Raw genomic sequence first — 21,072 nt, forward strand, 5'->3', positions numbered from 1 at the left:
GAAATGCTGATCCCCCGTAGGGTCAAGCACCGCAAGCAGCACCACCCCAAGCGCAGCGGCGCTGCCAAGGGCGGCACGCAGGTTGCGTTCGGCGAGTACGGCATCCAGGCGCTGACCCCGGCCTATGTGACGAACCGCCAGATCGAGGCCGCTCGTATCGCCATGACGCGTCACATCAAGCGTGGTGGCAAGGTCTGGATCAACATCTACCCCGACCGTCCGCTCACCAAGAAGCCCGCCGAGACCCGCATGGGTTCCGGTAAGGGTTCTCCGGAGTGGTGGATCGCCAACGTCAAGCCCGGACGCGTGATGTTCGAGCTGTCGTACCCCAACGAGAAGATCGCCCGTGAGGCGCTGACTCGTGCGGCCCACAAGCTGCCGATGAAGTGCCGGATCGTCAAGCGCGAGGCAGGTGAAGCGTGATGTCGGCCGGTACCAAGGCGTCCGAGCTGCGCGAACTGGGTGACGAGGAGCTTCTCGCGAAGCTCCGCGAAGCCAAGGAAGAGCTGTTCAACCTCCGCTTCCAGGCGGCGACCGGTCAGCTCGAGAACCACGGTCGGCTGAAGGCCGTCCGCAAGGACATCGCGCGGATCTACACCCTGATGCGTGAGCGCGAGCTGGGCATCGAGACGGTGGAGAGCGCCTGATGAGCGAGAGCAACGTGACTGAAGAGAAGACCGAGGCGCGCGGATTCCGCAAGACCCGCGAGGGTCTGGTCGTCAGCGACAAGATGGACAAGACCGTCGTCGTCGCCGTCGAGGACCGTGTCAAGCACGCGCTGTACGGCAAGGTCATCCGCCGTACGAACAAGCTCAAGGCGCACGACGAGCAGAACGCCGCGGGCGTCGGCGACCGTGTCCTCCTCATGGAGACCCGGCCGCTGTCCGCGACGAAGCGCTGGCGCGTCGTCGAGATCCTCGAGAAGGCGAAGTAACCAAGCGGGGGTTCCGCCCCCGCTGACCCCCGCTGGGGGCTCCGCCCTCCCGCCCCCTCGGGTCGGGTGAGTGAAGCCCCGGCGGCTCGGGCCGACGGGACGAAAGTCCCGCGGCCCCCGACGGGGCGCCGCTCCGGGCCCTTCGGCCCAGGGCGGTGCACGCCCCCGGCGGCAAGGGTTTCCGCCTGTAGAGGCGCAAGTAATTCCTGCGGGAGCAACCCGCAGGACGGTTCCGCCAGGCTCGCAGGTTCGTCCGAAAGGGCCCTGCGGGAACCGGCAGACAAACAGGAGATAGACGTGATCCAGCAGGAGTCGCGACTGCGCGTCGCCGACAACACGGGGGCGAAGGAGATCCTTTGCATCCGTGTGCTCGGTGGCTCCGGTCGCCGCTACGCGGGCATCGGTGACGTCATCGTCGCCACCGTCAAGGACGCGATCCCCGGTGGCAACGTGAAGAAGGGTGACGTCGTCAAGGCGGTCATCGTTCGCACCGTCAAGGAGCGCCGCCGTCCGGACGGCTCGTACATCCGCTTCGACGAGAACGCCGCCGTCATTCTGAAGAACGACGGCGACCCTCGCGGCACCCGTATCTTCGGCCCCGTCGGCCGTGAGCTGCGCGAGAAGAAGTTCATGAAGATCATCTCGCTCGCGCCGGAGGTGCTGTAAGCATGAAGATCAAGAAGGGCGACCTGGTCCAGGTCATCACCGGCAAGGACAAGGGCAAGCAGGGCAAGGTCATTGCCGCTTTCCCGCGCGAGGAGCGCGTCCTGGTCGAGGGTGTCAACCGGGTCAAGAAGCACACCAAGGCCGGTCCCACGGCTCGTGGTTCGCAGGCCGGCGGCATCGTCACCACCGAGGCCCCCATTCACGTGAGCAACGTTCAGCTCGTCGTGGAGAAGGACGGCAACAAGGTCGTGACCCGCGTCGGTTACCGCTTCGACGAAGAGGGCAACAAGATCCGCGTTGCCAAGCGGACGGGTGAGGACATCTGATGACGACCACCACCACTCCGCGTCTGAAGACGAAGTACCGCGAGGAGATCGCGGGCAAGCTGCGTGAGCAGTTCTCCTACGAGAACGTCATGCAGGTTCCCGGCCTCGTCAAGATCGTGGTCAACATGGGTGTGGGCGACGCCGCCCGCGACTCCAAGCTGATCGAGGGCGCCATCCGCGACCTCACCACGATCACCGGTCAGAAGCCGGCCGTCACCAAGGCCCGCAAGTCCATCGCGCAGTTCAAGCTGCGTGAGGGTCAGCCGATCGGTGCCCATGTCACGCTTCGTGGCGACCGCATGTGGGAGTTCCTGGACCGCACCCTGTCGCTCGCGCTGCCGCGCATCCGCGACTTCCGCGGTCTGTCCCCCAAGCAGTTCGACGGCCGTGGCAACTACACCTTCGGTCTCACGGAGCAGGTCATGTTCCACGAGATCGACCAGGACAAGATCGACCGCGTCCGGGGTATGGACATCACCGTGGTCACCACGGCGACCAACGACGAAGAGGGCCGTGCCCTTCTGCGTCACCTCGGCTTCCCCTTCAAGGAGGCGTAAGCGAGATGGCGAAGAAGGCTCTGATTGCCAAGGCTGCTCGTAAGCCCAAGTTCGGTGTGCGTGCGTACACCCGCTGCCAGCGCTGCGGCCGTCCGCACTCCGTGTACCGCAAGTTCGGCCTGTGCCGCGTGTGCCTTCGTGAGATGGCTCACCGTGGCGAGCTGCCGGGCGTGACCAAGAGCTCCTGGTAATCCCCCTAATCAGGGATTCCAGAGGCTCTCGGTAAGTAAAGGGCTCGGTCAGGTGCCCGCCCCTCCATGGCTTAGGCTTGGGGGGTTGGGCGCCTGACGCCCATACGACTTACTACGCCGTAGGTCCACCGCGCCGCACCCGTCCCGTCTCGGATCGGGGAGAGGGATGGCGCACCAGGAAACCCCGGCGAGAGAGGCCGAAGGCCAATTCATGACCATGACTGATCCGATCGCAGACATGCTTACACGTCTGCGGAACGCGAACTCGGCGTACCACGACACCGTGGCGATGCCGCACTCGAAGATCAAGTCTCACATCGCGGAGATCCTCCAGCAGGAGGGCTTCATCACGGGCTGGAAGGTCGAGGACGCCGAGGTCGGCAAGAACCTCGTCCTGGAGCTGAAGTTCGGCCCCAACCGTGAGCGCTCCATCGCGGGCATCAAGCGGATCTCCAAGCCCGGTCTCCGGGTGTACGCGAAGTCCACCAACCTGCCGAAGGTGCTCGGCGGCCTCGGCGTGGCGATCATCTCCACGTCCCACGGGCTCCTCACCGACAAGCAGGCCGGCAAGAAGGGCGTAGGCGGAGAAGTTCTCGCCTACGTCTGGTAACGGAAGGGAACGGAGGAAACAGCTATGTCGCGCATCGGCAAGCTCCCCATCGCGGTTCCCGCCGGCGTGGACGTCACCATCGACGGCCGCACGGTCGCGGTCAAGGGCCCCAAGGGCTCGCTGACCCACACCGTCGCCGCGCCGATCGAGATCGTCAAGGCCGAGGACGGCGTCCTGAACGTCACCCGGCCCAACGACGAGCGTCAGAACAAGGCCCTGCACGGCCTGTCCCGCACGCTGGTGGCGAACATGATCACCGGCGTGACCCAGGGTTACGTGAAGAAGCTCGAGATCAGCGGTGTCGGTTACCGCGTGCAGGCCAAGGGTTCGAACCTCGAGTTCGCGCTCGGCTACAGCCACCCGATCACCGTCGAGGCGCCCGAGGGCATCACCTTCAAGGTGGAGACCCCGACCCGTTTCTCGGTCGAGGGCATCGACAAGCAGAAGGTCGGCGAGGTTGCGGCCAACATCCGCAAGCTGCGCAAGCCCGACCCGTACAAGGCCAAGGGCGTCAAGTACGAGGGCGAAGTCATCCGCCGCAAGGTCGGAAAGGCGGGTAAGTAAGCCATGGCATACGGGCAGAAGATCCTCAAGGGTGACGCCTACAAGCGTGCTGCCATCAAGCGTCGCCACATCCGGATCCGCAAGAAGGTCGCCGGTACGGCGGAGCGTCCCCGTCTGGTCGTGACTCGCTCCAACCGCCACATCGTGGCGCAGGTGATCGACGACCTGAAGGGCCACACCGTGGCGTCGGCGTCCACTCTGGACAGCTCGATCCGCGGTGCCGAGGGCGACAAGTCCGCGCAGGCCAAGCAGGTCGGCGCTCTGGTCGCCGAGCGCGCCAAGGCCGCCGGTGTCGAGGCCGTCGTATTCGACCGTGGTGGCAACCAGTACGCCGGGCGCATCGCCGCTCTGGCGGACGCCGCCCGCGAAGCCGGACTGAAGTTCTGAGCCGGTTCCGTAGCTAGCGGAAACAGAGAGAGGTAATTCCAATGGCTGGACCCCAGCGCCGCGGAAGCGGTGCCGGTGGCGGCGAGCGGCGGGACCGGAAGGGCCGTGACGGCGGCGCAGCTGCCGCCGAGAAGACCGCTTACGTTGAGCGCGTCGTCGCGATCAACCGCGTCGCCAAGGTTGTGAAGGGTGGTCGTCGCTTCAGCTTCACCGCGCTGGTCGTGGTGGGCGACGGTGACGGCACCGTGGGTGTCGGATACGGCAAGGCGAAGGAGGTGCCGGCCGCCATCGCCAAGGGCGTTGAGGAGGCCAAGAAGCACTTCTTCAAGGTCCCCCGGATCCAGGGCACCATCCCGCACCCGATCACGGGTGAGAAGGCTGCCGGCGTCGTTCTCCTCAAGCCGGCTTCGCCGGGTACCGGTGTTATCGCCGGTGGTCCCGTGCGTGCCGTCCTGGAGTGCGCCGGTATCCACGACGTGCTGTCGAAGTCGCTCGGCTCGTCCAACGCGATCAACATCGTGCACGCGACCGTGGAGGCCCTGAGGGGTCTGCAGCGTCCCGAGGAGATCGCGGCCCGCCGCGGTCTGCCCCTCGAGGACGTCGCTCCCGCGGCTCTGCTGCGTGCGCGTGCCGGGGCTGGTGCTGCGTAATGGCTCAGCTCAAGATCACGCAGACGAAGTCGTACATCGGCAGCAAGCAGAACCACCGTGACACCCTGCGGTCGCTTGGTCTCAAGGGGATCAACACCGTGGTCGTCAAGGAGGACCGCCCCGAGTTCCGCGGCATGGTGCACACCGTCCGCCACCTCGTGACGGTCGAGGAGGTCGACTGATCATGGCGGAGAACAACCCGCTCAAGATCCACAACCTCCGTCCCGCCCCGGGCGCCAAGACCGCCAAGACCCGTGTCGGTCGTGGTGAGGCGTCGAAGGGTAAGACGGCCGGTCGTGGTACCAAGGGCACCAAGGCCCGCTACCAGGTTCCGGAGCGCTTCGAGGGTGGCCAGATGCCGCTGCACATGCGCCTCCCGAAGCTGAAGGGCTTCAAGAACCCGTTCAAGACCGAGTACCAGGTCGTGAACCTCGACAAGCTGGCCGCTCTCTACCCCGAGGGTGGCGAGGTCACCGTCGAGTCGCTGGTGGCCAAGGGTGCCGTTCGCAAGAACAGCCTCGTCAAGGTCCTCGGCCAGGGCGAGATCTCCGTGGCGCTGCAGGTGACGGTCGACGCCGTCTCCGGCTCCGCCAAGGAGAAGATCACCGCTGCCGGCGGTACCGTCACCGAGCTCGTCTGAACACCACAGGCGTCTCGATGACTTGAATGATCCCACCGGGGATGCCCCACAAATGGGGTATCCCCGGTTGGTCGTTCCAAGGGTGGCAGTCTCGCGGGTAAGGTGGCCTGCACTGCCAACTTTCACAGGGGGCTCTTTACGGGGCACTCGAAGCGGCAGTTGACCGTTACGTATTCGTCGAACCTCAAGACCGTCACCCTTGACGCAGTAGCGCGGGGGTCGCAGGAGGCACCGTGCTCACCGCGTTCGCCCGGGCGTTCAAGACGCCCGACCTGCGCAAGAAGCTGCTCTTCACGCTCGGCATCATCGTGGTCTACCGGGCAGGCACGCATGTCCCGATCCCGGGTGTCGACTACCGGAACGTACAGACCTGTATCGACCAGGCGAGCTCCAGCCAGGGTCTGTTCGGTCTGGTCAACATGTTCAGTGGTGGCGCGCTGCTGCAGATCACGATCTTCGCGCTCGGCATCATGCCGTACATCACGGCGAGCATCATCCTTCAGCTGCTGACCGTCGTGATTCCACGTCTGGAAGCCCTCAAGAAGGAGGGCCAGTCGGGTACGGCGAAGATCACGCAGTACACCCGTTACCTGACGGTGGCGCTCGCGATCCTGCAGGGCACCGGCCTGGTGGCCACGGCCCGCAGCGGTGCGCTGTTCACCGGCTGCCCGGTCGGCAACCAGATCGTGCCGGACCAGTCGATCTTCGTCACCATCACGATGGTCATCACCATGACCGCCGGCACGGCCGTCGTCATGTGGCTGGGTGAGCTCATCACCGACCGCGGCATCGGCAACGGCATGTCGATCCTCATGTTCATCTCCATCGCCGCGACCTTCCCGGCCGCGCTGTGGGCCATCAAGCAGCAGGGCTCCCTGGCCGACGGCTGGATCGAGTTCGGCACCGTCATCCTCGTCGGCCTGGTCATGGTCGGCCTGGTCGTCTTCGTCGAGCAGGCCCAGCGCCGCATCCCGGTGCAGTACGCGAAGCGCATGATCGGCCGCCGCTCCTACGGTGGTACGTCGACGTACATCCCGCTGAAGGTGAACCAGGCGGGTGTGATCCCCGTCATCTTCGCGTCGTCGCTGCTCTACATTCCGGCACTGATCGTCCAGTTCTCCAATTCCCAAGCGGGATGGGCGACCTGGATCACGCAGAACCTGGCCGACACGGCGGCGCCCGCGCACATCACTTTGTACTTCTTCCTGATTGTCTTCTTCGCGTTCTTCTACGTGGCCATCTCGTTCAACCCCGAGGAAGTCGCGGACAACATGAAGAAGTATGGTGGCTTCATCCCGGGCATCCGGGCTGGCCGACCGACCGCTGAGTACCTGTCGTACGTACTCAACCGGATCACCTGGCCGGGTTCGCTGTATCTGGGCCTGATCGCTCTCGTCCCGACGATGGCGTTGGCTGGTTTCGGGGCAAACCAGAACTTCCCGTTCGGCGGTACCAGCATCCTGATCATCGTGGGTGTCGGTCTCGAGACGGTGAAGCAGATTGAGAGCCAGCTCCAGCAGCGCAATTACGAAGGGTTCCTCCGCTGATGCGTATCGTCCTCGTCGGGCCGCCCGGTGCCGGTAAGGGAACGCAGGCTGCGTTCCTGGCCAACAACCTGTCGATCCCGCACATCTCCACGGGCGACCTTTTCCGCGCCAACATCAGCCAGCAGACGGAGCTCGGCAAACTGGCGAAGTCCTACATGGACGCGGGAAACCTGGTGCCGGACGAGGTCACGATCGGCATGGCCAAGGACCGCATGGAGCAGCCCGACGCGGAGAACGGCTTTCTGCTCGACGGCTTCCCGCGCAATGTCTCGCAGGCCGAGGCGCTGGACGAGATGCTGCAGTCCGAGAGCATGAAGCTGGACGCGGTGCTGGACCTGGAGGTCCCCGAGGAAGAGGTCGTCAAGCGGATCGCCGGCCGCCGCATCTGCCGGAACGACTCGGCGCACGTGTTCCACGTGTCGTACCAGCCGGCGGCGAAGGAAGGCGTCTGCGACGTCTGCGGCGGGGAGCTGTACCAGCGGGACGACGACTCCGAGGAGACCGTGCGCAAGCGGCTGGAGGTCTACCACACGCAGACCGAGCCGATCATCGACTACTACAAGGCGCAGGGGCTGGTCGTGACCATCTCCGCGCTGGGCAAGGTGGAAGAGGTCACGGCTCGTGCCATGGAGGCGCTCAAGCGTGAGGACGACGGCAAGTAGTCGTTTGTACGTCGCTGCAGCCGCGGTTCCCTGAGGGGGCCGCGGCTGCTGTGTGACGGCACGTATCGTTGAAGGCACCCGTACGCTCTCCGGCCCTCTCCGGTTCCAAGAAAGGCCCTCGCCCCCATGGTGCAGATCAAGACCCCCGAGCAGATCGCCAAGATGCGTGAGGCGGGGCTGGTCGTCGCCGCCATTCACGCGGCGACGCGTGAGGCCGCGGTGCCCGGGGCCACGACCAAGGATCTGGACCAGGTGGCGCGCAAGGTGCTCGCGGAGCACGACGCGAAGCCGAACTTCCTGGGCTACGGCGGGTTCCCCGCGACGATCTGCACCTCGGTGAACGAGGTCGTCGTGCACGGCATCCCGTCCGACGAGGTCGTCCTCAAGGACGGGGACATCATCTCCATCGACTGCGGCGCGATCATCGACGGCTGGCACGGCGACGCGGCCTACACGGCCTTCGTGGGCTCCGGTCACGATCCGGAGCTGGTCGAGCTCTCCCGGGTCACCGAAGAGTCGATGTGGGCCGGTATCGCGGCCATGAAGCAGGGCAACCGGCTGGTCGACGTCTCCCGGGCCATCGAGACGTACATCCGCCGCCAGCCGAAGCCCGGCGGCGGTCGCTACGGCATCATCGAGGACTACGGCGGCCACGGCATCGGCACCGAGATGCACATGGACCCGCACCTGCTGAACTACGTCGACCGCCGCCGCGGCAAGGGCCCCAAGCTGGTCCCGGGCTTCTGCCTCGCCATCGAGCCGATGGTCTCCCTCGGCACCCCGAAGACCGAGGTCCTGTCGGACGACTGGACGGTCATCACGACGGACGGCACGTGGTCCTCGCACTGGGAGCACTCGGTCGCGCTGACGGAGGAAGGGCCGCTGGTGCTGACGGCGCCTGACGGGGGTAAGGCGAAGCTGGCGGAGCACGGGGTTGTGGCTGCTCCGGATCCGCTGGCCTGACGTTCGCCGGCGCGGGTGGTGGGCTCGGTTTTTCTCGCCCCCGCCGCCCCTGCCCTCCCGTCCCGGGGGCTGCCGCGGGATCCCCAAGACGGACGGGCTGGATCGCCGTGGCCGGTGCCGCGAATGCCGAGCGGGCGAGTTCGCCGCTTAAGGATCTCCAGCGTGGGGCAGACTCTCTCGATTCGTCTTTCCGGGAGGCCTGACGTAGACTGACTCGTCGGCTCTCGTGCACCCGCATGTCCGCATGCCCCTTCGTAGGGGATGTGCCAGTGGGACACAGGAGTCGATCAAGGTAGTCGATTCGAAGGGCGAAGCGTGGCCAAGAAGCAAGGTGCCATCGAGATCGAGGGCACTGTCGTCGAGTCTCTTCCGAACGCCATGTTCAAGGTCGAGCTCCAGAACGGCCACCAGGTCCTGGCACACATCAGCGGCAAGATGCGCATGCACTACATCCGCATCCTCCCTGACGACCGGGTCGTGGTGGAGCTGTCTCCGTACGACCTGACGCGTGGCCGGATCGTCTACCGGTACAAGTAGATCTTGCCCACGTCCCGCGCGAGCGGGACCGCCGGCAACTGACCCGGAGAACCTCACCCCATGAAGGTCAAGCCGAGCGTCAAGAAGATCTGCGACAAGTGCAGGGTGATCCGCCGTCACGGCCGGGTCATGGTCATCTGCGAGAACCCGCGCCACAAGCAGCGCCAGGGCTGACGCACGACCCACCCTCTGCGATTCGCAGAACTTCGCGCGACGCGAGCTGAATATGTTCATACGCAGGACCCAGGCGCGCTCAGGCGCCTGATACCCCCGGTTCGGAGGCCGGGGACCCGGTTCGTACCTGGTACGGCGGCCGGGAGTCGGTTCTGTGGAAGACCTCCGAGGATCAACTGGAGCCATTGAATGGCACGCGTTTCCGGTGTTGACATCCCGCGCGAAAAGCGTGTGGAGGTCGCTCTCACCTACGTGTTCGGCATCGGCCGGACCCTCTCGCAGCAGACGCTGGCTGAGACCGGCGTGGACCCGAACACCCGTGTTCGCGACCTCTCCGAGGAGCAGCTCGTCGCGATCCGCGAGTACGTCGACAACAACATCAAGACCGAGGGTGACCTCCGTCGCGAGATCCAGGCCGACATCCGCCGCAAGGTCGAGATCGGCTGCTACCAGGGTCTGCGTCACCGCCGCGGCCTGCCCGTCCGCGGTCAGCGCACCAGCACCAACGCCCGCACCCGCAAGGGCCCGCGTCGCGCCATCGCCGGCAAGAAGAAGCCGGGCAAGAAGTAGTCCGCAGCGGACACCTGTCCACGGTCTTCGCTGTAGGACCGACCACCTCCCGTAGGAGTAATAGATGCCCCCCAAGGGACGTCAGGGCGCTGCCAAGAAGGTGCGCCGCAAGGAAAAGAAGAACGTCGCTCACGGCCACGCGCACATCAAGAGCACGTTCAACAACACCATCGTCTCGATCACGGACCCCTCGGGCAACGTGATCTCCTGGGCCTCCGCCGGCCACGTCGGCTTCAAGGGCTCGCGCAAGTCCACCCCCTTCGCCGCGCAGATGGCCGCCGAGTCGGCCGCCCGCCGCGCGCAGGAGCACGGCATGCGCAAGGTGGACGTGTTCGTCAAGGGTCCGGGTTCCGGTCGTGAGACCGCCATCCGTTCGCTTCAGGCGACCGGTCTCGAGGTCGGCTCCATCCAGGACGTCACCCCCACCCCGCACAACGGCTGCCGTCCGCCGAAGCGTCGTCGCGTCTGACGCACGGCCGCTTGTCGGTTTGAGGGATTCGGGCGGTACGGCACCGTAAAAGGGCCGTATCGCCCGTACCCTTGCAGTACCCGTCCTCTTTTGAGGCACGGTTCCGTCGGACGTCAAATAGCGGGCGTCCACGAAAGAAGGATCTGATCCACACATGCTGATCGCTCAGCGTCCCTCGTTGACCGAAGAGGTCGTCGACGAATTCCGCTCCCGGTTCGTGATCGAGCCGCTGGAGCCGGGCTTCGGCTACACCCTCGGCAACTCCCTGCGTCGGACCCTCCTGTCGTCGATCCCCGGTGCGGCTGTCACCAGCATCCGGATCGACGGTGTCCTGCACGAGTTCACCACCGTGCCGGGCGTCAAGGAGGACGTCACCGACCTGATCCTCAACATCAAGCAGCTGGTCGTCTCCTCGGAGCACGACGAGCCTGTCGTGATGTACCTGCGCAAGCAGGGCCCGGGTCTCGTCACCGCCGCCGACATCGCGCCCCCGGCCGGTGTCGAGGTGCACAACCCCGACCTCGTCCTCGCCACGCTCAACGGCAAGGGCAAGCTGGAGATGGAGCTGACGGTCGAGCGTGGCCGTGGTTACGTCTCCGCCGTGCAGAACAAGCAGGTCGGTCAGGAGATCGGTCGTATCCCGGTCGACTCGATCTACTCGCCGGTTCTGAAGGTCACGTACAAGGTCGAGGCGACCCGTGTCGAGCAGCGCACCGACTTCGACAAGCTGATCGTCGACGTCGAGACCAAGCAGGCGATGCGTCCGCGCGACGCGATGGCGTCTGCCGGTAAGACCCTGGTCGAGCTGTTCGGGCTGGCCCGGGAGCTCAACATCGACGCCGAGGGCATCGACATGGGTCCGTCCCCGACGGACGCCGCCCTGGCCGCCGATCTGGCGCTGCCGATCGAGGAGCTGGAGCTCACCGTTCGGTCGTACAACTGCCTCAAGCGTGAGGGCATCCACTCCGTGGGTGAACTCGTGGCTCGTTCCGAGGCGGACCTGCTCGACATTCGTAACTTCGGTGCGAAGTCGATCGACGAGGTCAAGGCGAAGCTGGCGGGTATGGGCCTCGCCCTGAAGGACAGCCCGCCTGGATTCGACCCCACGGCTGCGGCTGACGCCTTCGGGGCGGATGACGACGCCGACGCCGGTTTCGTCGAGACCGAGCAGTACTAAGAGCTCGGGACCGATTGCCGGTTCTTGGCTGCGGGACCGTTGTGGCTGGTCGCGCCCACGCGGCGGAGCCGCATATTTGATACAGACCCGCGCCCCTGACGGGGCGCGGTGGTTGTTGCCGATGAGCGTCCGCTCATCGGGTCCTGACCTCGGTACCTAATACGGCCGGGGCAGATACCAAGGAGAAGGAAATGCCGAAGCCCACCAAGGGTGCCCGTCTGGGCGGCAGTGCCGCGCACGAGAAGCTGCTGCTCGCGAACCTCGCGAAGTCGCTCTTCGAGCACGGCCGTATCACCACCACCGAGGCGAAGGCCCGCCGCCTGCGCCCGTACGCCGAGCGTCTGGTCACCAAGGCGAAGAAGGGCGACCTTCACAACCGCCGCCAGGTGCTCCAGGTCATCACGGACAAGAGCGTCGTCCACACGCTCTTCACCGAGATCGGCCCGCGCTACGAGAACCGTCCGGGTGGTTACACCCGCATCACCAAGATCGGTAACCGCCGTGGCGACAACGCGCCCATGGCCGTCATCGAGCTGGTCGAGGCGCTGACGGTCGCGCAGCAGGCGACCGGTGAGGCCGAGGCCGCCACCAAGCGGGCGGTCAAGGAGGCCGACGAGGCCAAGGTCGAGGAGACCAAGGCCGAGGAGACCAAGGTCGACGTGACCAAGGCCGACGAGGCTGCCGAGGCTCCGGCGGAAGAGTCCAAGGACGCCTGAGGCTGACGCCCTGCGTCGAGCGGGTCCGCCCCCTGCGGGGCGGGCCCGCTTCTGCGTTGCTGAGAGGATCCAGGGGTGAGTGACGAAGTACAGCCCGGATACGTACGTGTGCGTCTCGATCTTTCCTACGACGGGACCGAGTTCTCCGGGTGGGCCAAGCAGGCCGGTGGGCGCAGGACCGTGCAGGGTGAGATCGAGGACGCCCTGCGGACCGTGACGCGGTCGAGGGACACGACGTACGAGCTGACCGTGGCCGGGCGTACCGACGCCGGTGTGCACGCCCGGGGGCAGGTCGCCCATGTGGATCTGCCGCGCGAGGTCTGGGTCGAGCACCACGGGAAGCTGCTCAAGCGGCTCGCCGGGCGCCTGCCCAAGGACGTACGGGTGTGGGCGCTCAGGGAGGCGCCCAGTGGCTTCAACGCCCGTTTCTCGGCCGTCTGGCGGCGCTACGCCTACCGCGTCACCGACAACCCCGGGGGAGTGGACCCGCTGCTGCGGAACCACGTCCTGTGGCACGACTGGCCCCTCGACGTCGACGCCATGAACGAGGCGGCCCAAAGGCTCCTCGGCGAGCACGACTTCGCCGCCTACTGCAAGCGGCGGGAGGGCGCGACCACCATTCGTACGCTCCAGGAGCTGAGCCTCCGTAAGGGCGCCGACGGGATCATCACCGCCACCGTGCGGGCCGACGCCTTCTGCCACAACATGGTGCGCTCGCTCATCGGGGCGCTGCTGTTCGTGGGGGACGGGCATCGCGGGCCGGACTGGCCGGGGAAGGTGCTCGCGGCCGGCGTACGGGATTCGGCCGTGCATGTCGTGCGGCCGCACGGGCTGACGCTGGAGGAGGTCGGGTACCCGGCGGACGAGCTGCTGGCCGCGCGGAACAAGGAGGCGCGGAACAAGCGGTCGCTGCCCGGGGCCGGCTGCTGCTGAACCGGCCCCCGGTCGCGTGCTACTCGTTCGCCGCTGCCGAGGCCTGTGCCTCGCCCCGGCGACGGATCTGGCGGAAGGCGAACTCGGCCAGGTCGTCGCCGGTGGTGAAGACGGGGGTGTCCTTCGTCGTCACGTCCTTGCCGTTGGTGAGGCCGGCGATGGTGAAGTAGGCGTAGCGGCCGTAGGAGTTGGTCGTCGTGCGGCAGACCGCGGAGTTGCAGAAGGCCTTGACGCCGTCCCCGGACAGCGACGCGACGATGCTCTTGTCGTCGGCGTCCTTCTTGGCCTTGGTGGCCTGCGCCGCGGTGTCGAAGACCGCCACGCCCACCGTGACGGCGATGCCGTCCTTGGTGTAAGTGACGCGCATCAGACGGGTGCAGTCGTTGTCGGTGAGGACCTTCGGGAGAGTGCCCTTGGCGGCTGCCGCGCAGCTCTTCGTGTCGGCCGTCGGGCCCTTCTTGTACACGGTCGAGCCCATGGTCAGCTGCGTGCCCGGGAAGAGGATCTGTGGGCTGAGCGGGGCCGTGTCCTTGGTCTTGCTGGAGACGAAGTCCTTCGGATCCAGCGGGGGCGGGGCACTGGTCGGCGCGAAGGACGGCGCCCCGGTCGCGGTGGGGCTCGGGATGTCCCCGCCCGCGGGCAGGGAGGACGGTTTGTTCGACGCCTCGTCGCTGCCGTTCGCCGACACCACGCCCATCGCCACGGCCGTACCGATCGCGACCGTGGCGAGCGCGCCGCCGCCGATGAACAGCAGCCGACGGCGCTTGTTGCGCGTCTCGGACGCCTCGGCGAGCGCGGCCCAGTCCGGGGTGTCCCCGGCCCCGCTGGACCACGGCTGCTGGGAATGCGGTTTCCAGGGATCCCACTGGGACTGGGGTCCCCCCTGCTGCCCAAAGCTCATGGGGCGCATCTTAGACGGGACAAGGGGTGTGCCGGTCCGCCTCAAGAGGCTCTGGAGCACCTAGCGTTCGGTCGATGAGTGAGCGCAAAAGCGACATCTCCGGGTGGTTGGTACGAAGGGCTAGCTGGCATCTCTGGGTGGTGCTGGGGGTGGTGCTGGCGGCGACGGCGGCTCGCACAGCGCGGCTGACCTCGGACGGAGGGATGGACAACGCGGTCGTCGTGCGGGCCGCGCGCACCTGGCTGGCGGGCGGCTCGCCGTATGACGATCCGCACTTCCTCTATCTTCCGAGCGCGGTGCTGGCGGCGGCCGGGCAGGTCCTGCTGCCGCAGTCCGCGCTGCGCGTTCTGGTGCCGCTCGCGGTGACCGGGTGCCTCGCCCTCGGCTGGGCCTGCGCCCTGCGGCTGCACGACGTACCGCTGTGCAGCCGATTCGCCGCCCTGGGTCTGGCAGGTCTCGCGGCCGGCTTCGCGCCCTTCTCGCATCTGGTCCTGCTCGCCAACTGGACGGCCACGGCGGCCCTGGCGCTGCCGCTCGCCCTGCTGCTGGCGAGCCGGGGCCGGTGGGTGGCGGCGGGCGCGGTCGTCGGCGCGGCGGTCGCGCTGAAGCCCCTGCTCGCACCCCTCGCGGTGTTGTTCCTGTTCGCGCGCCGGTGGCGGGCGCTGGCCGTGCTGGTCCTGGTGCCGGTGGTCGCGTCCGCCGCTTCCGGGCTTCTGATGCCCGACCCGGCCGGGTTCTTCACCCGCACCCTGCCGTTCCTGCTGCGCGGCGACGACGGCTTCGTACGGCTGTATGAGGCCTCGCCGGCGGCGGTGCTGCCGCGGCTGGGGGTGCCGGAGCCGCTGGCCGGGGCGGCCGCCGCGGTCACCGCGCTCGTCGGGGTGCTGTGCGCGTACCGGCGCTGGTGCCGCGGCGGTCCCGGTCCGCTGCGGCTCCCCGAGACGGCCGCGGCGCTCATGCTCTCGGCGTTCATGGTCTCCCGGCCGTCGTACGACCACTACCTCCTGGTCGTCGTCCCGCTGCTGCTCGCCGGGCTGCCGTACGCCGGTTCGGTCGCCCGCGGTCCCTGGTTCTGGCTCGCCCTGACCCCGCAGGTCCCGGGGCTGACCTGGCCCTATCTGGAGCCGGTGCGGCGCAGAGCCTTCAAGGACGCGTTCACGTTGTGTGTGCTGACGTGCACGGTCTTGTGTCACGGGCGGGCACGGGAGCGCCGTATGCCCGTAGACTCGCCTCAGCCGACGGCGGTGGCCTCGTTTTGACCCGTCCGGGGCACCCCAGGTATTCTGCCTTTTCGTTGTGTATTGGCTTGCTCATTCTCACGGGACGGGCCCTTACACCGGTCGACCGGGCCGATGACCAGCGACCAGCACGCGGTTTGCGTCACCGCAGTGCGGTCAAGGCTGTCGTGATCGCTTCGGTGACCTGTCAGGACCATTCACTCGAAGCGAAGGCTACGAACCGTGCGTACGTACAGCCCCAAGCCCGGCGATGTGACGCGCCAGTGGCACGTCATCGACGCTCAGGACGTTGTCCTGGGTCGTCTCGCCACCACCGCCGCGTCCCTTCTGCGGGGCAAGCACAAGCCGATCTACGCGCCCCACGTCGACACCGGTGACTTCGTCATCATCATCAACGCCGACAAGGTGCACCTGTCCGGCAACAAGCGGACCCAGAAGATGGCCTACCGCCACTCCGGCTACCCGGGTGGTCTGCGCTCCGTCCGTTACGACGAGCTGCTCGACAAGAACCCCGAGAAGGCCATCGAGAAGGCCGTCAAGGGCATGCTCCCCAAGAACACTCTGGGCCGTCAGATGCTCTCGAAGCTGAAGGTCTACAAGGGTGACCAGCACCCGCACGCCGCACAGCAGCCGGTGCCGTTCGAGATCACCCAGGTCGCGCAGTAAGTCCGGCCACCCCCTAAGACTGAACAGAATCTGAGGAGAATCGTGGCCGAGACCACTGCCGAGCAGCCGCTCGAAGAGCTTGACATCGACAGCTACACCACCGAGTCCGAGACGCCCGTCGAGGGCGAGTACACCTCGGAGTCCATGGCCTCCCGCTTCGGCGAGCCCCAGCCGGCCGCCGGCCTGGGCCGCCGTAAGAACGCCATCGCCCGCGTCCGGATCGTTCCGGGCTCCGGCAAGTGGAAGATCAACGGTCGCACCCTCGAGGACTACTTCCCGAACAAGGTGCACCAGCAGGAAGTCAACGAGCCCTTCAAGGTGCTCGAGCTCGAGGGCCGTTACGACGTCATCGCCCGCATCTCCGGTGGCGGTGTCTCCGGTCAGGCCGGTGCGCTCCGTCTCGGTGTCGCCCGCGCGCTGAACGAGGCCGACGTCGACAACAACCGCGGCGCGCTCAAGAAGGCCGGCTTCCTCCGCCGCGACGACCGTGCGGTCGAGCGCAAGAAGGCCGGTCTGAAGAAGGCCCGCAAGGCCCCGCAGTACAGCAAGCGCTAAGCGCCGGCTGCCTCTGCTCGTACTCCGGTACTCCGAACGCCCCGGCGGCACGCCACAGTGCCGCCGGGGCGTTCGTCTATCACAGGGGCTTGGGCGTATAACGGCACAAGACGCTCATTGCCTTGTGCTATCGGATGTTCAGGCATGGAATGCATGGCATGCCTGGGACGCGGGAGCCGCCCGGAGCGTCACGAGCGCACCGGCACCGCGTCCGGAACTGACGCTTCCTCAGGAGGACAAGTGGGACGACTCTTCGGCACGGACGGCGTGCGCGGTGTCGCCAACGCGGATCTGACGGCCGAGATGGCGCTCGGCCTCTCCGTCGCCGCGGCGCACGTACTGGCCGAGGCGGGCACCTTCGAGGGGCACCGGCCGACCGCGGTGGTCGGGCGGGACCCGCGTGCGTCCGGGGAGTTCCTGGAGGCCGCGGTGGTCGCGGGCCTCGCCAGCGCGGGTGTGGACGTCCTGCGCGTGGGTGTGCTGCCGACGCCCGCGGTGGCGTACCTGACGGCCGAGCTGGGCGCCGACCTCGGTGTCATGCTCTCCGCCAGCCACAACGCCATGCCCGACAACGGCATCAAGTTCCTCTCCCGCGGCGGCCACAAGCTCGACGACGAGCTGGAGGAGCGCATCGAGGCCGTGTACGAGGAGCACCGCACGGGTGCGCCGTGGGACCGGCCGACGGGTGCGGGCGTCGGGCGGGTGCGGTCGTACGAGGAAGGGTTCGACCAGTACGTCGCCCATCTCGTCGGCGTGCTGCCGAACCGGCTGGACGGGCTGAAGATCGTGTTGGACGAGGCGCACGGTGCGGCTTCCCGGGTTTCGCCGGAGGCCTTTTCGCGGGCCGGGGCCGAGGTCGTCACGATCGGGGCCGAGCCGGACGGGCTCAACATCAACGACGGCTGCGGGTCCACGCATCTGGACCTGCTCAAGGCCGCGGTCGTCGAGCACGGGGCCGACTTCGGCATCGCGCACGACGGGGACGCGGACCGGTGCCTGGCCGTGGACCACACCGGTGAGGAAGTCGACGGCGACCAGATCCTGGCCGTGCTCGCGCTGGCGATGCGGGAGCGCTCCGCTCTGCGCGCCGAGACCGTGGTGGCGACTGTCATGTCCAACCTCGGCTTCAAGCTCGCCATGGAGCGCGAAGGGCTGAAGCTCGTCCAGACGGCGGTCGGGGACCGGTATGTGCTGGAGGAGATGAAGGAGCACGGGTACGCCCTGGGCGGGGAGCAGTCCGGGCACGTGATCATTCTTGATCATGCGACGACTGGGGATGGCACGCTGACCGGGCTGTTGCTGGCGGCTCGCGTTGCGGAGAGTGGGCGGTCTCTGCGGGAGCTGGCGGGTGTGATGGAGCGGTTGCCTCAGGTGTTGATCAATGTGCCTGATGTGGATCGGTCGCGGGTGGGTACGTCTGCTGAGCTTGCGGCGGCTGTGGCTGATGCGGAGGCTGAGCTGGGGGAGACCGGGCGGGTCTTGTTGCGGCCGTCCGGGACCGAGCCGTTGGTTCGGGTGATGGTTGAGGCTGCGGATATTGATCAGGCTCGGGCTGTGGCTGGGCGGCTTGCGGATGCGGTGAAGTCCGCGTTGGGGTGATGTTCGGGTAGGGGGTGGGGGTTCTGTGGTGTGCGGGCTGCGGGTTTGTTGTGGCTTGTCGCGCAGTTCCCCGCGCCCCTTGAGGCGTTGCAGTGCCGGCGTTTTAGACAGCTGATCGTTTGCGTTGGGCGGACCAGAGCCATTTCTGGAGCATCAGGGTGAGCGTGCCGGCCAGGATGATGGCCAGCAGGTTCAGCAGGAGTTGCTGCGTCGAGCGTACGGTTTGGTTGGTGTCGCCGTAGATCAGGGCCACCGCCGCGTTGGCGGCGGCCGGGACGGTTGTCACGGAGATGGCGACACCGACCAGGGCGCCGGACTTGGCGGACGTCAGGGAGAGTGTGCCGGCGGCACCGGCGAGTACCGCCACGACGAAGGAGAACCAGTCCGGGGCGTAGATGAACCCGGTGTTGGGGCGGGCGGCCTCCAGCTGTTCCTCGGTGAACAGGCCGACGGCGTCCATGAAGAGGCTGAAGCCCACCGTCACCGCCATCGCCACCGCGAAGCCCACCAGCAGCGCGATCAGTGACCGCAGCGCCAAGCGTGGCGCGCGCTGTACGGCCGCCGTGCAGATGCCCGCCAGGGGCCCGAATTCCGGCCCCACCGCCATCGCGCCCACGATCAGGATCGCGTTGTCCAGGACCACACCGCAGGCCGCGATCATCGTGGCGAGTGTGATGAAGGCCAGGTAGGTGATGGAGAGGCTCGACTCCTCGTGGGTCGCGTCGGTCAGGTGCTCCCACAGGACCGCGTCCGCGGCCTCGCCGGGGGCCTCCGCCTCGGCCTTGTCGGCGCGCTTGGACAGCGAGAGGTCGATGTTCTCGACGGCGATGGAGCCGGTGCTGTCGAGGCCCAGTTCCTGGAGCCCGGTGAGGAGTTCGTCGCCCGCCTCGCGCGCCACGTCGCACATCACCACGTCTCCGGCGGGGTTGCGTGCGCTGCCCGGCAGTACGACCAGGTGCGTGGTGCCGACCGTCTTCTCGATCAGGCGGACCACGTCGGTGGTCCTGTCGGCCGGGGTGATCAGGCGCAGGTGGAGCATGGCGGCAGAGTAACGGTCACAGTTTGCGCAGGCTCAGGCGCTGCACCTTGTGGTCGGAGCCCTTGCGGAGGATGAGGGTGGCGCGGCCGCGGGTGGGGGCTATGTTCTCCACAAGGTTGGGCCGGTTGATGGTGCGCCACAGCGTGCGGGCGTAGTCGAGGGCTTCCTCTTCGGAGACCTGCGTGTACTTGCGGAAGTACGAGGACGGGTTCTGGAAAGCGGTCGCGCGCAGCTTGCGGAAGCGGCTGAGGTACCAGCGCTCGATGTCCTCGCCGCTCGCGTCGACGTACACGCTGAAGTCGAAGTAGTCGGCGAGGCCGACGCGGGTGCGGCCGTCCTTGCCGGGGAGGGCGGGCTGGAGGACGTTCAGGCCCTCGACGATCAGGATGTCGGGGCGGCGGACCGTGAGCCGCTGGCCGGGGACGATGTCGTAGATGAGGTGGGAGTAGACGGGGGCCGTCACCTCGTCCTTGCCGGCCTTGATGTCGGCGACGAAGCGGGTCAGCGCGCGGCGGTCGTAGGACTCGGGGAAACCTTTCCGCGACATCAGGCCGCGGGCCTCCAACTCCTTGGTGGGGAGCAGGAAGCCGTCGGTCGTGACGAGTTCGACGCGTGGGTGCTCGGGCCAGCGGGAGAGCAGGGCCTGGAGGAGGCGGGCGACCGTGGACTTTCCTACGGCGACCGAGCCGGCGACTCCTATGACGAACGGTGTGCCGGACTGGGAGCCCTGTTCGCCGAGGAAGGTGTTCAGGGCACCTCTGAGGCCGTCCGTGGCGCCGACGTAGAGGTTGAGAAGCCGGGACAGCGGGAGGTAGATGTCCCGCACCTCGTCGAGGTCGATGACGTCGCCGAGGCCGCGCAGCTTCTCGACCTCCTCGGCGGTGAGCGGCAGCGGCGTCTTGTCGCGCAGCGCGCTCCACTCGGCTCGGGTGAGGTCGACGAAGGGAGTCGCCTCCGGCTTGTGCCGGTGGGCGCTCCGGGGTATCGAGGAGACCGGAGAGATCACAGTCCATTGTTAACGGAGTTCGTACGGGATGGCGGGTGGGGTCCGTCACGTGGGGTTGCTGGAAGTCACCAGCGGGGAGTCCTGCCGGGGGCCGTGGAGTAGAACGCCAGGATGATCCCGAGGCCGCCCGCGATCCAGCCGACGAGCGCGGGGATCCGGCCGAGGACGACCGACTCCCTGTGCCGGTCGGCGTACCCGGAAGTGGCGGCCTCCTCGCCGAGCGCGCGCCCCTCGAACTCCACGGTGTCGTCGGCCTCGCCCGCGGGGAGCGGGCCGCGCAGACCGTACTCGTCGAAGTCGTCGCGCCAGATGTGGACCGTGCCCCTCTGCGTACGGTCGTCCGATCCGAGCGCTTCCCACGAGCCACGGCACTCGCCGGCGCCCATTTTGCAGGTCCAGCGCTTGGGCACGGTGATGGTCCTCGGCTCGCCGTACTTCCAGACGTACTCCCCCTCACCACGCTCGAAGTGCCCCATGAGGGCCAAGGTCGCAACGATCAGCAGGGCGACCGCGTGGAGGAGGGCCAGGCGCGGAGCCCCGCGCAGTTCGATGAACTCGCCGTTGGCGGAGAAGAACAGCGCGGGGATCAGGAGTGTGGCGCCAACGCCGATCACGACGGCGAGCAGCACCATGCCTTCCAGCTGGGTGTCGGCCTCCTGGAGGAGTTGCCACGCTGCCAGGCCGGCGGCCAACCAGAGCAGAGTGACGACCAATCCCTTGCGCATCCGGGCAGTCGATCAGCTCCAGGTGTCGGGCCGGTCGGTGCCAGTGGTCCCCAGGCGTAACGGGGCGCGT

General features: G+C 67.3%; 31 protein-coding genes. 27 read left to right on the plus strand and 4 right to left on the minus strand.

The genetic code is table 11. The features are described from left to right. The first annotated feature begins 3 nt into the window (after positions 1 to 3). The 23 genes from rplP (at position 4) to truA (ending at position 13,273) form a co-directional block, all read left to right on the plus strand. Positions 4 to 423 (plus strand): 50S ribosomal protein L16, encoded by a 420-nt coding sequence (gene rplP / locus ABT063_RS31810; protein WP_009327094.1) that lies wholly within the window; start codon positions 4 to 6, stop codon positions 421 to 423. Next, on the plus strand, positions 423 to 647 hold the full coding sequence (gene rpmC / locus ABT063_RS31815) for a 50S ribosomal protein L29 (RefSeq protein WP_003998824.1): 225 nt from the start codon (positions 423 to 425) through the stop codon (positions 645 to 647). Before rplP ends, rpmC begins: the two co-directional genes overlap by 1 nt. Next, positions 647 to 934, plus strand: a complete 288-nt coding sequence (gene rpsQ / locus ABT063_RS31820) for a 30S ribosomal protein S17 (RefSeq protein ID WP_351063101.1) — start codon at positions 647 to 649, stop codon at positions 932 to 934. The genes rpmC and rpsQ overlap by 1 nt, the downstream gene beginning before the upstream one ends. A 297-nt stretch (positions 935 to 1,231) precedes the next feature. Beyond that, the gene (gene rplN / locus ABT063_RS31825; RefSeq protein WP_003998823.1) at positions 1,232 to 1,600 is read left to right on the plus strand and encodes a 50S ribosomal protein L14; all 369 of its coding nucleotides are present in this window, start codon (positions 1,232 to 1,234) and stop codon (positions 1,598 to 1,600) included. A 2-nt stretch (positions 1,601 to 1,602) separates the two neighbouring features. Further along, positions 1,603 to 1,926, plus strand: a complete 324-nt coding sequence (rplX, locus tag ABT063_RS31830) for a 50S ribosomal protein L24 (protein ID WP_031167085.1) — start codon at positions 1,603 to 1,605, stop codon at positions 1,924 to 1,926. Beyond that, positions 1,926 to 2,483 (plus strand): 50S ribosomal protein L5, encoded by a 558-nt coding sequence (gene rplE / locus ABT063_RS31835; protein WP_006130773.1) that lies wholly within the window; start codon positions 1,926 to 1,928, stop codon positions 2,481 to 2,483. Before rplX ends, rplE begins: the two co-directional genes overlap by 1 nt. Positions 2,484 to 2,488: 5 nt before the next feature. Further along, positions 2,489 to 2,674 (plus strand): type Z 30S ribosomal protein S14, encoded by a 186-nt coding sequence (locus ABT063_RS31840; protein ID WP_003956452.1) that lies wholly within the window; start codon positions 2,489 to 2,491, stop codon positions 2,672 to 2,674. A 211-nt stretch (positions 2,675 to 2,885) separates the two neighbouring features. After that, a complete protein-coding gene (rpsH, locus tag ABT063_RS31845; protein ID WP_015658459.1) occupies positions 2,886 to 3,284 on the plus strand; it encodes a 30S ribosomal protein S8 in 399 nt (132 codons plus the stop codon). Positions 3,285 to 3,308: 24 nt separating this feature from the next. Further along, positions 3,309 to 3,848, plus strand: a complete 540-nt coding sequence (rplF, locus tag ABT063_RS31850; protein WP_351063104.1) for a 50S ribosomal protein L6 — start codon at positions 3,309 to 3,311, stop codon at positions 3,846 to 3,848. A gap of 3 nt (positions 3,849 to 3,851) precedes the next feature. Beyond that, positions 3,852 to 4,235 carry a 50S ribosomal protein L18 gene (gene rplR / locus ABT063_RS31855; protein ID WP_351063106.1) on the plus strand — a complete coding sequence of 128 codons (384 nt, stop codon included), beginning with the start codon at positions 3,852 to 3,854 and terminating at the stop codon, positions 4,233 to 4,235. Positions 4,236 to 4,276: 41 nt separating this feature from the next. Next, positions 4,277 to 4,885: a 30S ribosomal protein S5 gene (gene rpsE, locus ABT063_RS31860; RefSeq protein WP_351063108.1), complete on the plus strand. Its 609-nt coding sequence runs from the start codon at positions 4,277 to 4,279 to the stop codon at positions 4,883 to 4,885. Then, positions 4,885 to 5,067 (plus strand): 50S ribosomal protein L30, encoded by a 183-nt coding sequence (gene rpmD / locus ABT063_RS31865; protein WP_095748087.1) that lies wholly within the window; start codon positions 4,885 to 4,887, stop codon positions 5,065 to 5,067. Before rpsE ends, rpmD begins: the two co-directional genes overlap by 1 nt. 2 nt (positions 5,068 to 5,069) lie before the next feature. Beyond that, the gene (rplO, locus tag ABT063_RS31870) at positions 5,070 to 5,525 is read left to right on the plus strand and encodes a 50S ribosomal protein L15 (RefSeq protein WP_030601181.1); all 456 of its coding nucleotides are present in this window, start codon (positions 5,070 to 5,072) and stop codon (positions 5,523 to 5,525) included. A 233-nt stretch (positions 5,526 to 5,758) separates the two neighbouring features. Continuing rightward, positions 5,759 to 7,072 carry a preprotein translocase subunit SecY gene (secY, locus tag ABT063_RS31875; RefSeq protein WP_351063111.1) on the plus strand — a complete coding sequence of 438 codons (1,314 nt, stop codon included), beginning with the start codon at positions 5,759 to 5,761 and terminating at the stop codon, positions 7,070 to 7,072. Continuing rightward, positions 7,072 to 7,734 carry an adenylate kinase gene (locus ABT063_RS31880; RefSeq protein WP_351063112.1) on the plus strand — a complete coding sequence of 221 codons (663 nt, stop codon included), beginning with the start codon at positions 7,072 to 7,074 and terminating at the stop codon, positions 7,732 to 7,734. The genes secY and ABT063_RS31880 overlap by 1 nt, the downstream gene beginning before the upstream one ends. A 126-nt stretch (positions 7,735 to 7,860) precedes the next feature. Beyond that, positions 7,861 to 8,697 carry a type I methionyl aminopeptidase gene (map, locus tag ABT063_RS31885; RefSeq protein WP_351063114.1) on the plus strand — a complete coding sequence of 279 codons (837 nt, stop codon included), beginning with the start codon at positions 7,861 to 7,863 and terminating at the stop codon, positions 8,695 to 8,697. Between the two features lie 315 nt (positions 8,698 to 9,012). Further along, positions 9,013 to 9,234: a translation initiation factor IF-1 gene (gene infA, locus ABT063_RS31890; protein ID WP_003948620.1), complete on the plus strand. Its 222-nt coding sequence runs from the start codon at positions 9,013 to 9,015 to the stop codon at positions 9,232 to 9,234. A 60-nt stretch (positions 9,235 to 9,294) separates the two neighbouring features. Then, positions 9,295 to 9,408: a 50S ribosomal protein L36 gene (gene rpmJ, locus ABT063_RS31895; RefSeq protein ID WP_003998809.1), complete on the plus strand. Its 114-nt coding sequence runs from the start codon at positions 9,295 to 9,297 to the stop codon at positions 9,406 to 9,408. A gap of 189 nt (positions 9,409 to 9,597) precedes the next feature. Beyond that, complete coding sequence (gene rpsM, locus ABT063_RS31900) at positions 9,598 to 9,978, plus strand: 30S ribosomal protein S13 (protein WP_016434638.1); 381 nt, start codon at positions 9,598 to 9,600, stop codon at positions 9,976 to 9,978. Between the two features lie 64 nt (positions 9,979 to 10,042). Continuing rightward, positions 10,043 to 10,447, plus strand: a complete 405-nt coding sequence (gene rpsK / locus ABT063_RS31905; RefSeq protein ID WP_003956432.1) for a 30S ribosomal protein S11 — start codon at positions 10,043 to 10,045, stop codon at positions 10,445 to 10,447. Positions 10,448 to 10,601: 154 nt separating this feature from the next. Beyond that, positions 10,602 to 11,624, plus strand: a complete 1,023-nt coding sequence (locus ABT063_RS31910) for a DNA-directed RNA polymerase subunit alpha (protein WP_003966937.1) — start codon at positions 10,602 to 10,604, stop codon at positions 11,622 to 11,624. A 191-nt stretch (positions 11,625 to 11,815) separates the two neighbouring features. Further along, positions 11,816 to 12,340: a 50S ribosomal protein L17 gene (rplQ, locus tag ABT063_RS31915; protein WP_351063117.1), complete on the plus strand. Its 525-nt coding sequence runs from the start codon at positions 11,816 to 11,818 to the stop codon at positions 12,338 to 12,340. 75 nt (positions 12,341 to 12,415) lie between these two features. Beyond that, the gene (gene truA / locus ABT063_RS31920) at positions 12,416 to 13,273 is read left to right on the plus strand and encodes a tRNA pseudouridine(38-40) synthase TruA (protein WP_351063119.1); all 858 of its coding nucleotides are present in this window, start codon (positions 12,416 to 12,418) and stop codon (positions 13,271 to 13,273) included. 19 nt (positions 13,274 to 13,292) lie between these two features. Here truA and ABT063_RS31925 read toward each other — a convergent pair whose 3' ends face one another. Next, positions 13,293 to 14,174: a hypothetical protein gene (locus tag ABT063_RS31925; RefSeq protein WP_351063121.1), complete on the minus strand. Its 882-nt coding sequence runs from the start codon at positions 14,172 to 14,174 to the stop codon at positions 13,293 to 13,295. Positions 14,175 to 14,248: 74 nt separating this feature from the next. On the opposite strand from ABT063_RS31925, the gene ABT063_RS31930 reads away from it, so the two are divergent. From ABT063_RS31930 to glmM, 4 genes are all read left to right on the plus strand, one after another. Next, positions 14,249 to 15,433, plus strand: a complete 1,185-nt coding sequence (locus tag ABT063_RS31930; protein WP_351063122.1) for a glycosyltransferase 87 family protein — start codon at positions 14,249 to 14,251, stop codon at positions 15,431 to 15,433. Positions 15,434 to 15,634: 201 nt separating this feature from the next. After that, entirely contained in the window at positions 15,635 to 16,078 is a 444-nt protein-coding gene (rplM, locus tag ABT063_RS31935; protein ID WP_124439888.1) for a 50S ribosomal protein L13, read from the plus strand. A gap of 42 nt (positions 16,079 to 16,120) precedes the next feature. Then, entirely contained in the window at positions 16,121 to 16,633 is a 513-nt protein-coding gene (rpsI, locus tag ABT063_RS31940) for a 30S ribosomal protein S9 (RefSeq protein WP_124439887.1), read from the plus strand. A 240-nt stretch (positions 16,634 to 16,873) separates the two neighbouring features. Next, the gene (gene glmM / locus ABT063_RS31945) at positions 16,874 to 18,232 is read left to right on the plus strand and encodes a phosphoglucosamine mutase (RefSeq protein WP_351063125.1); all 1,359 of its coding nucleotides are present in this window, start codon (positions 16,874 to 16,876) and stop codon (positions 18,230 to 18,232) included. A gap of 103 nt (positions 18,233 to 18,335) precedes the next feature. Here glmM and ABT063_RS31950 read toward each other — a convergent pair whose 3' ends face one another. The 3 genes from ABT063_RS31950 to ABT063_RS31960 form a co-directional block, all read right to left on the minus strand. Further along, on the minus strand, positions 18,336 to 19,271 hold the full coding sequence (locus tag ABT063_RS31950) for a DUF389 domain-containing protein (protein WP_351063126.1): 936 nt from the start codon (positions 19,269 to 19,271) through the stop codon (positions 18,336 to 18,338). 16 nt (positions 19,272 to 19,287) lie between these two features. Next, positions 19,288 to 20,277, minus strand: a complete 990-nt coding sequence (gene coaA / locus ABT063_RS31955; RefSeq protein WP_351063128.1) for a type I pantothenate kinase — start codon at positions 20,275 to 20,277, stop codon at positions 19,288 to 19,290. 65 nt (positions 20,278 to 20,342) lie between these two features. Then, the gene (locus tag ABT063_RS31960; RefSeq protein ID WP_351063130.1) at positions 20,343 to 21,002 is read right to left on the minus strand and encodes a hypothetical protein; all 660 of its coding nucleotides are present in this window, start codon (positions 21,000 to 21,002) and stop codon (positions 20,343 to 20,345) included. Positions 21,003 to 21,072: the final 70 nt, after the last annotated feature.

Origin of the sequence: Streptomyces sp. NPDC002838, assembly GCF_040295365.1 — a bacterium.
Taxonomy (GTDB): Bacteria; Actinomycetota; Actinomycetes; order Streptomycetales; family Streptomycetaceae; genus Streptomyces.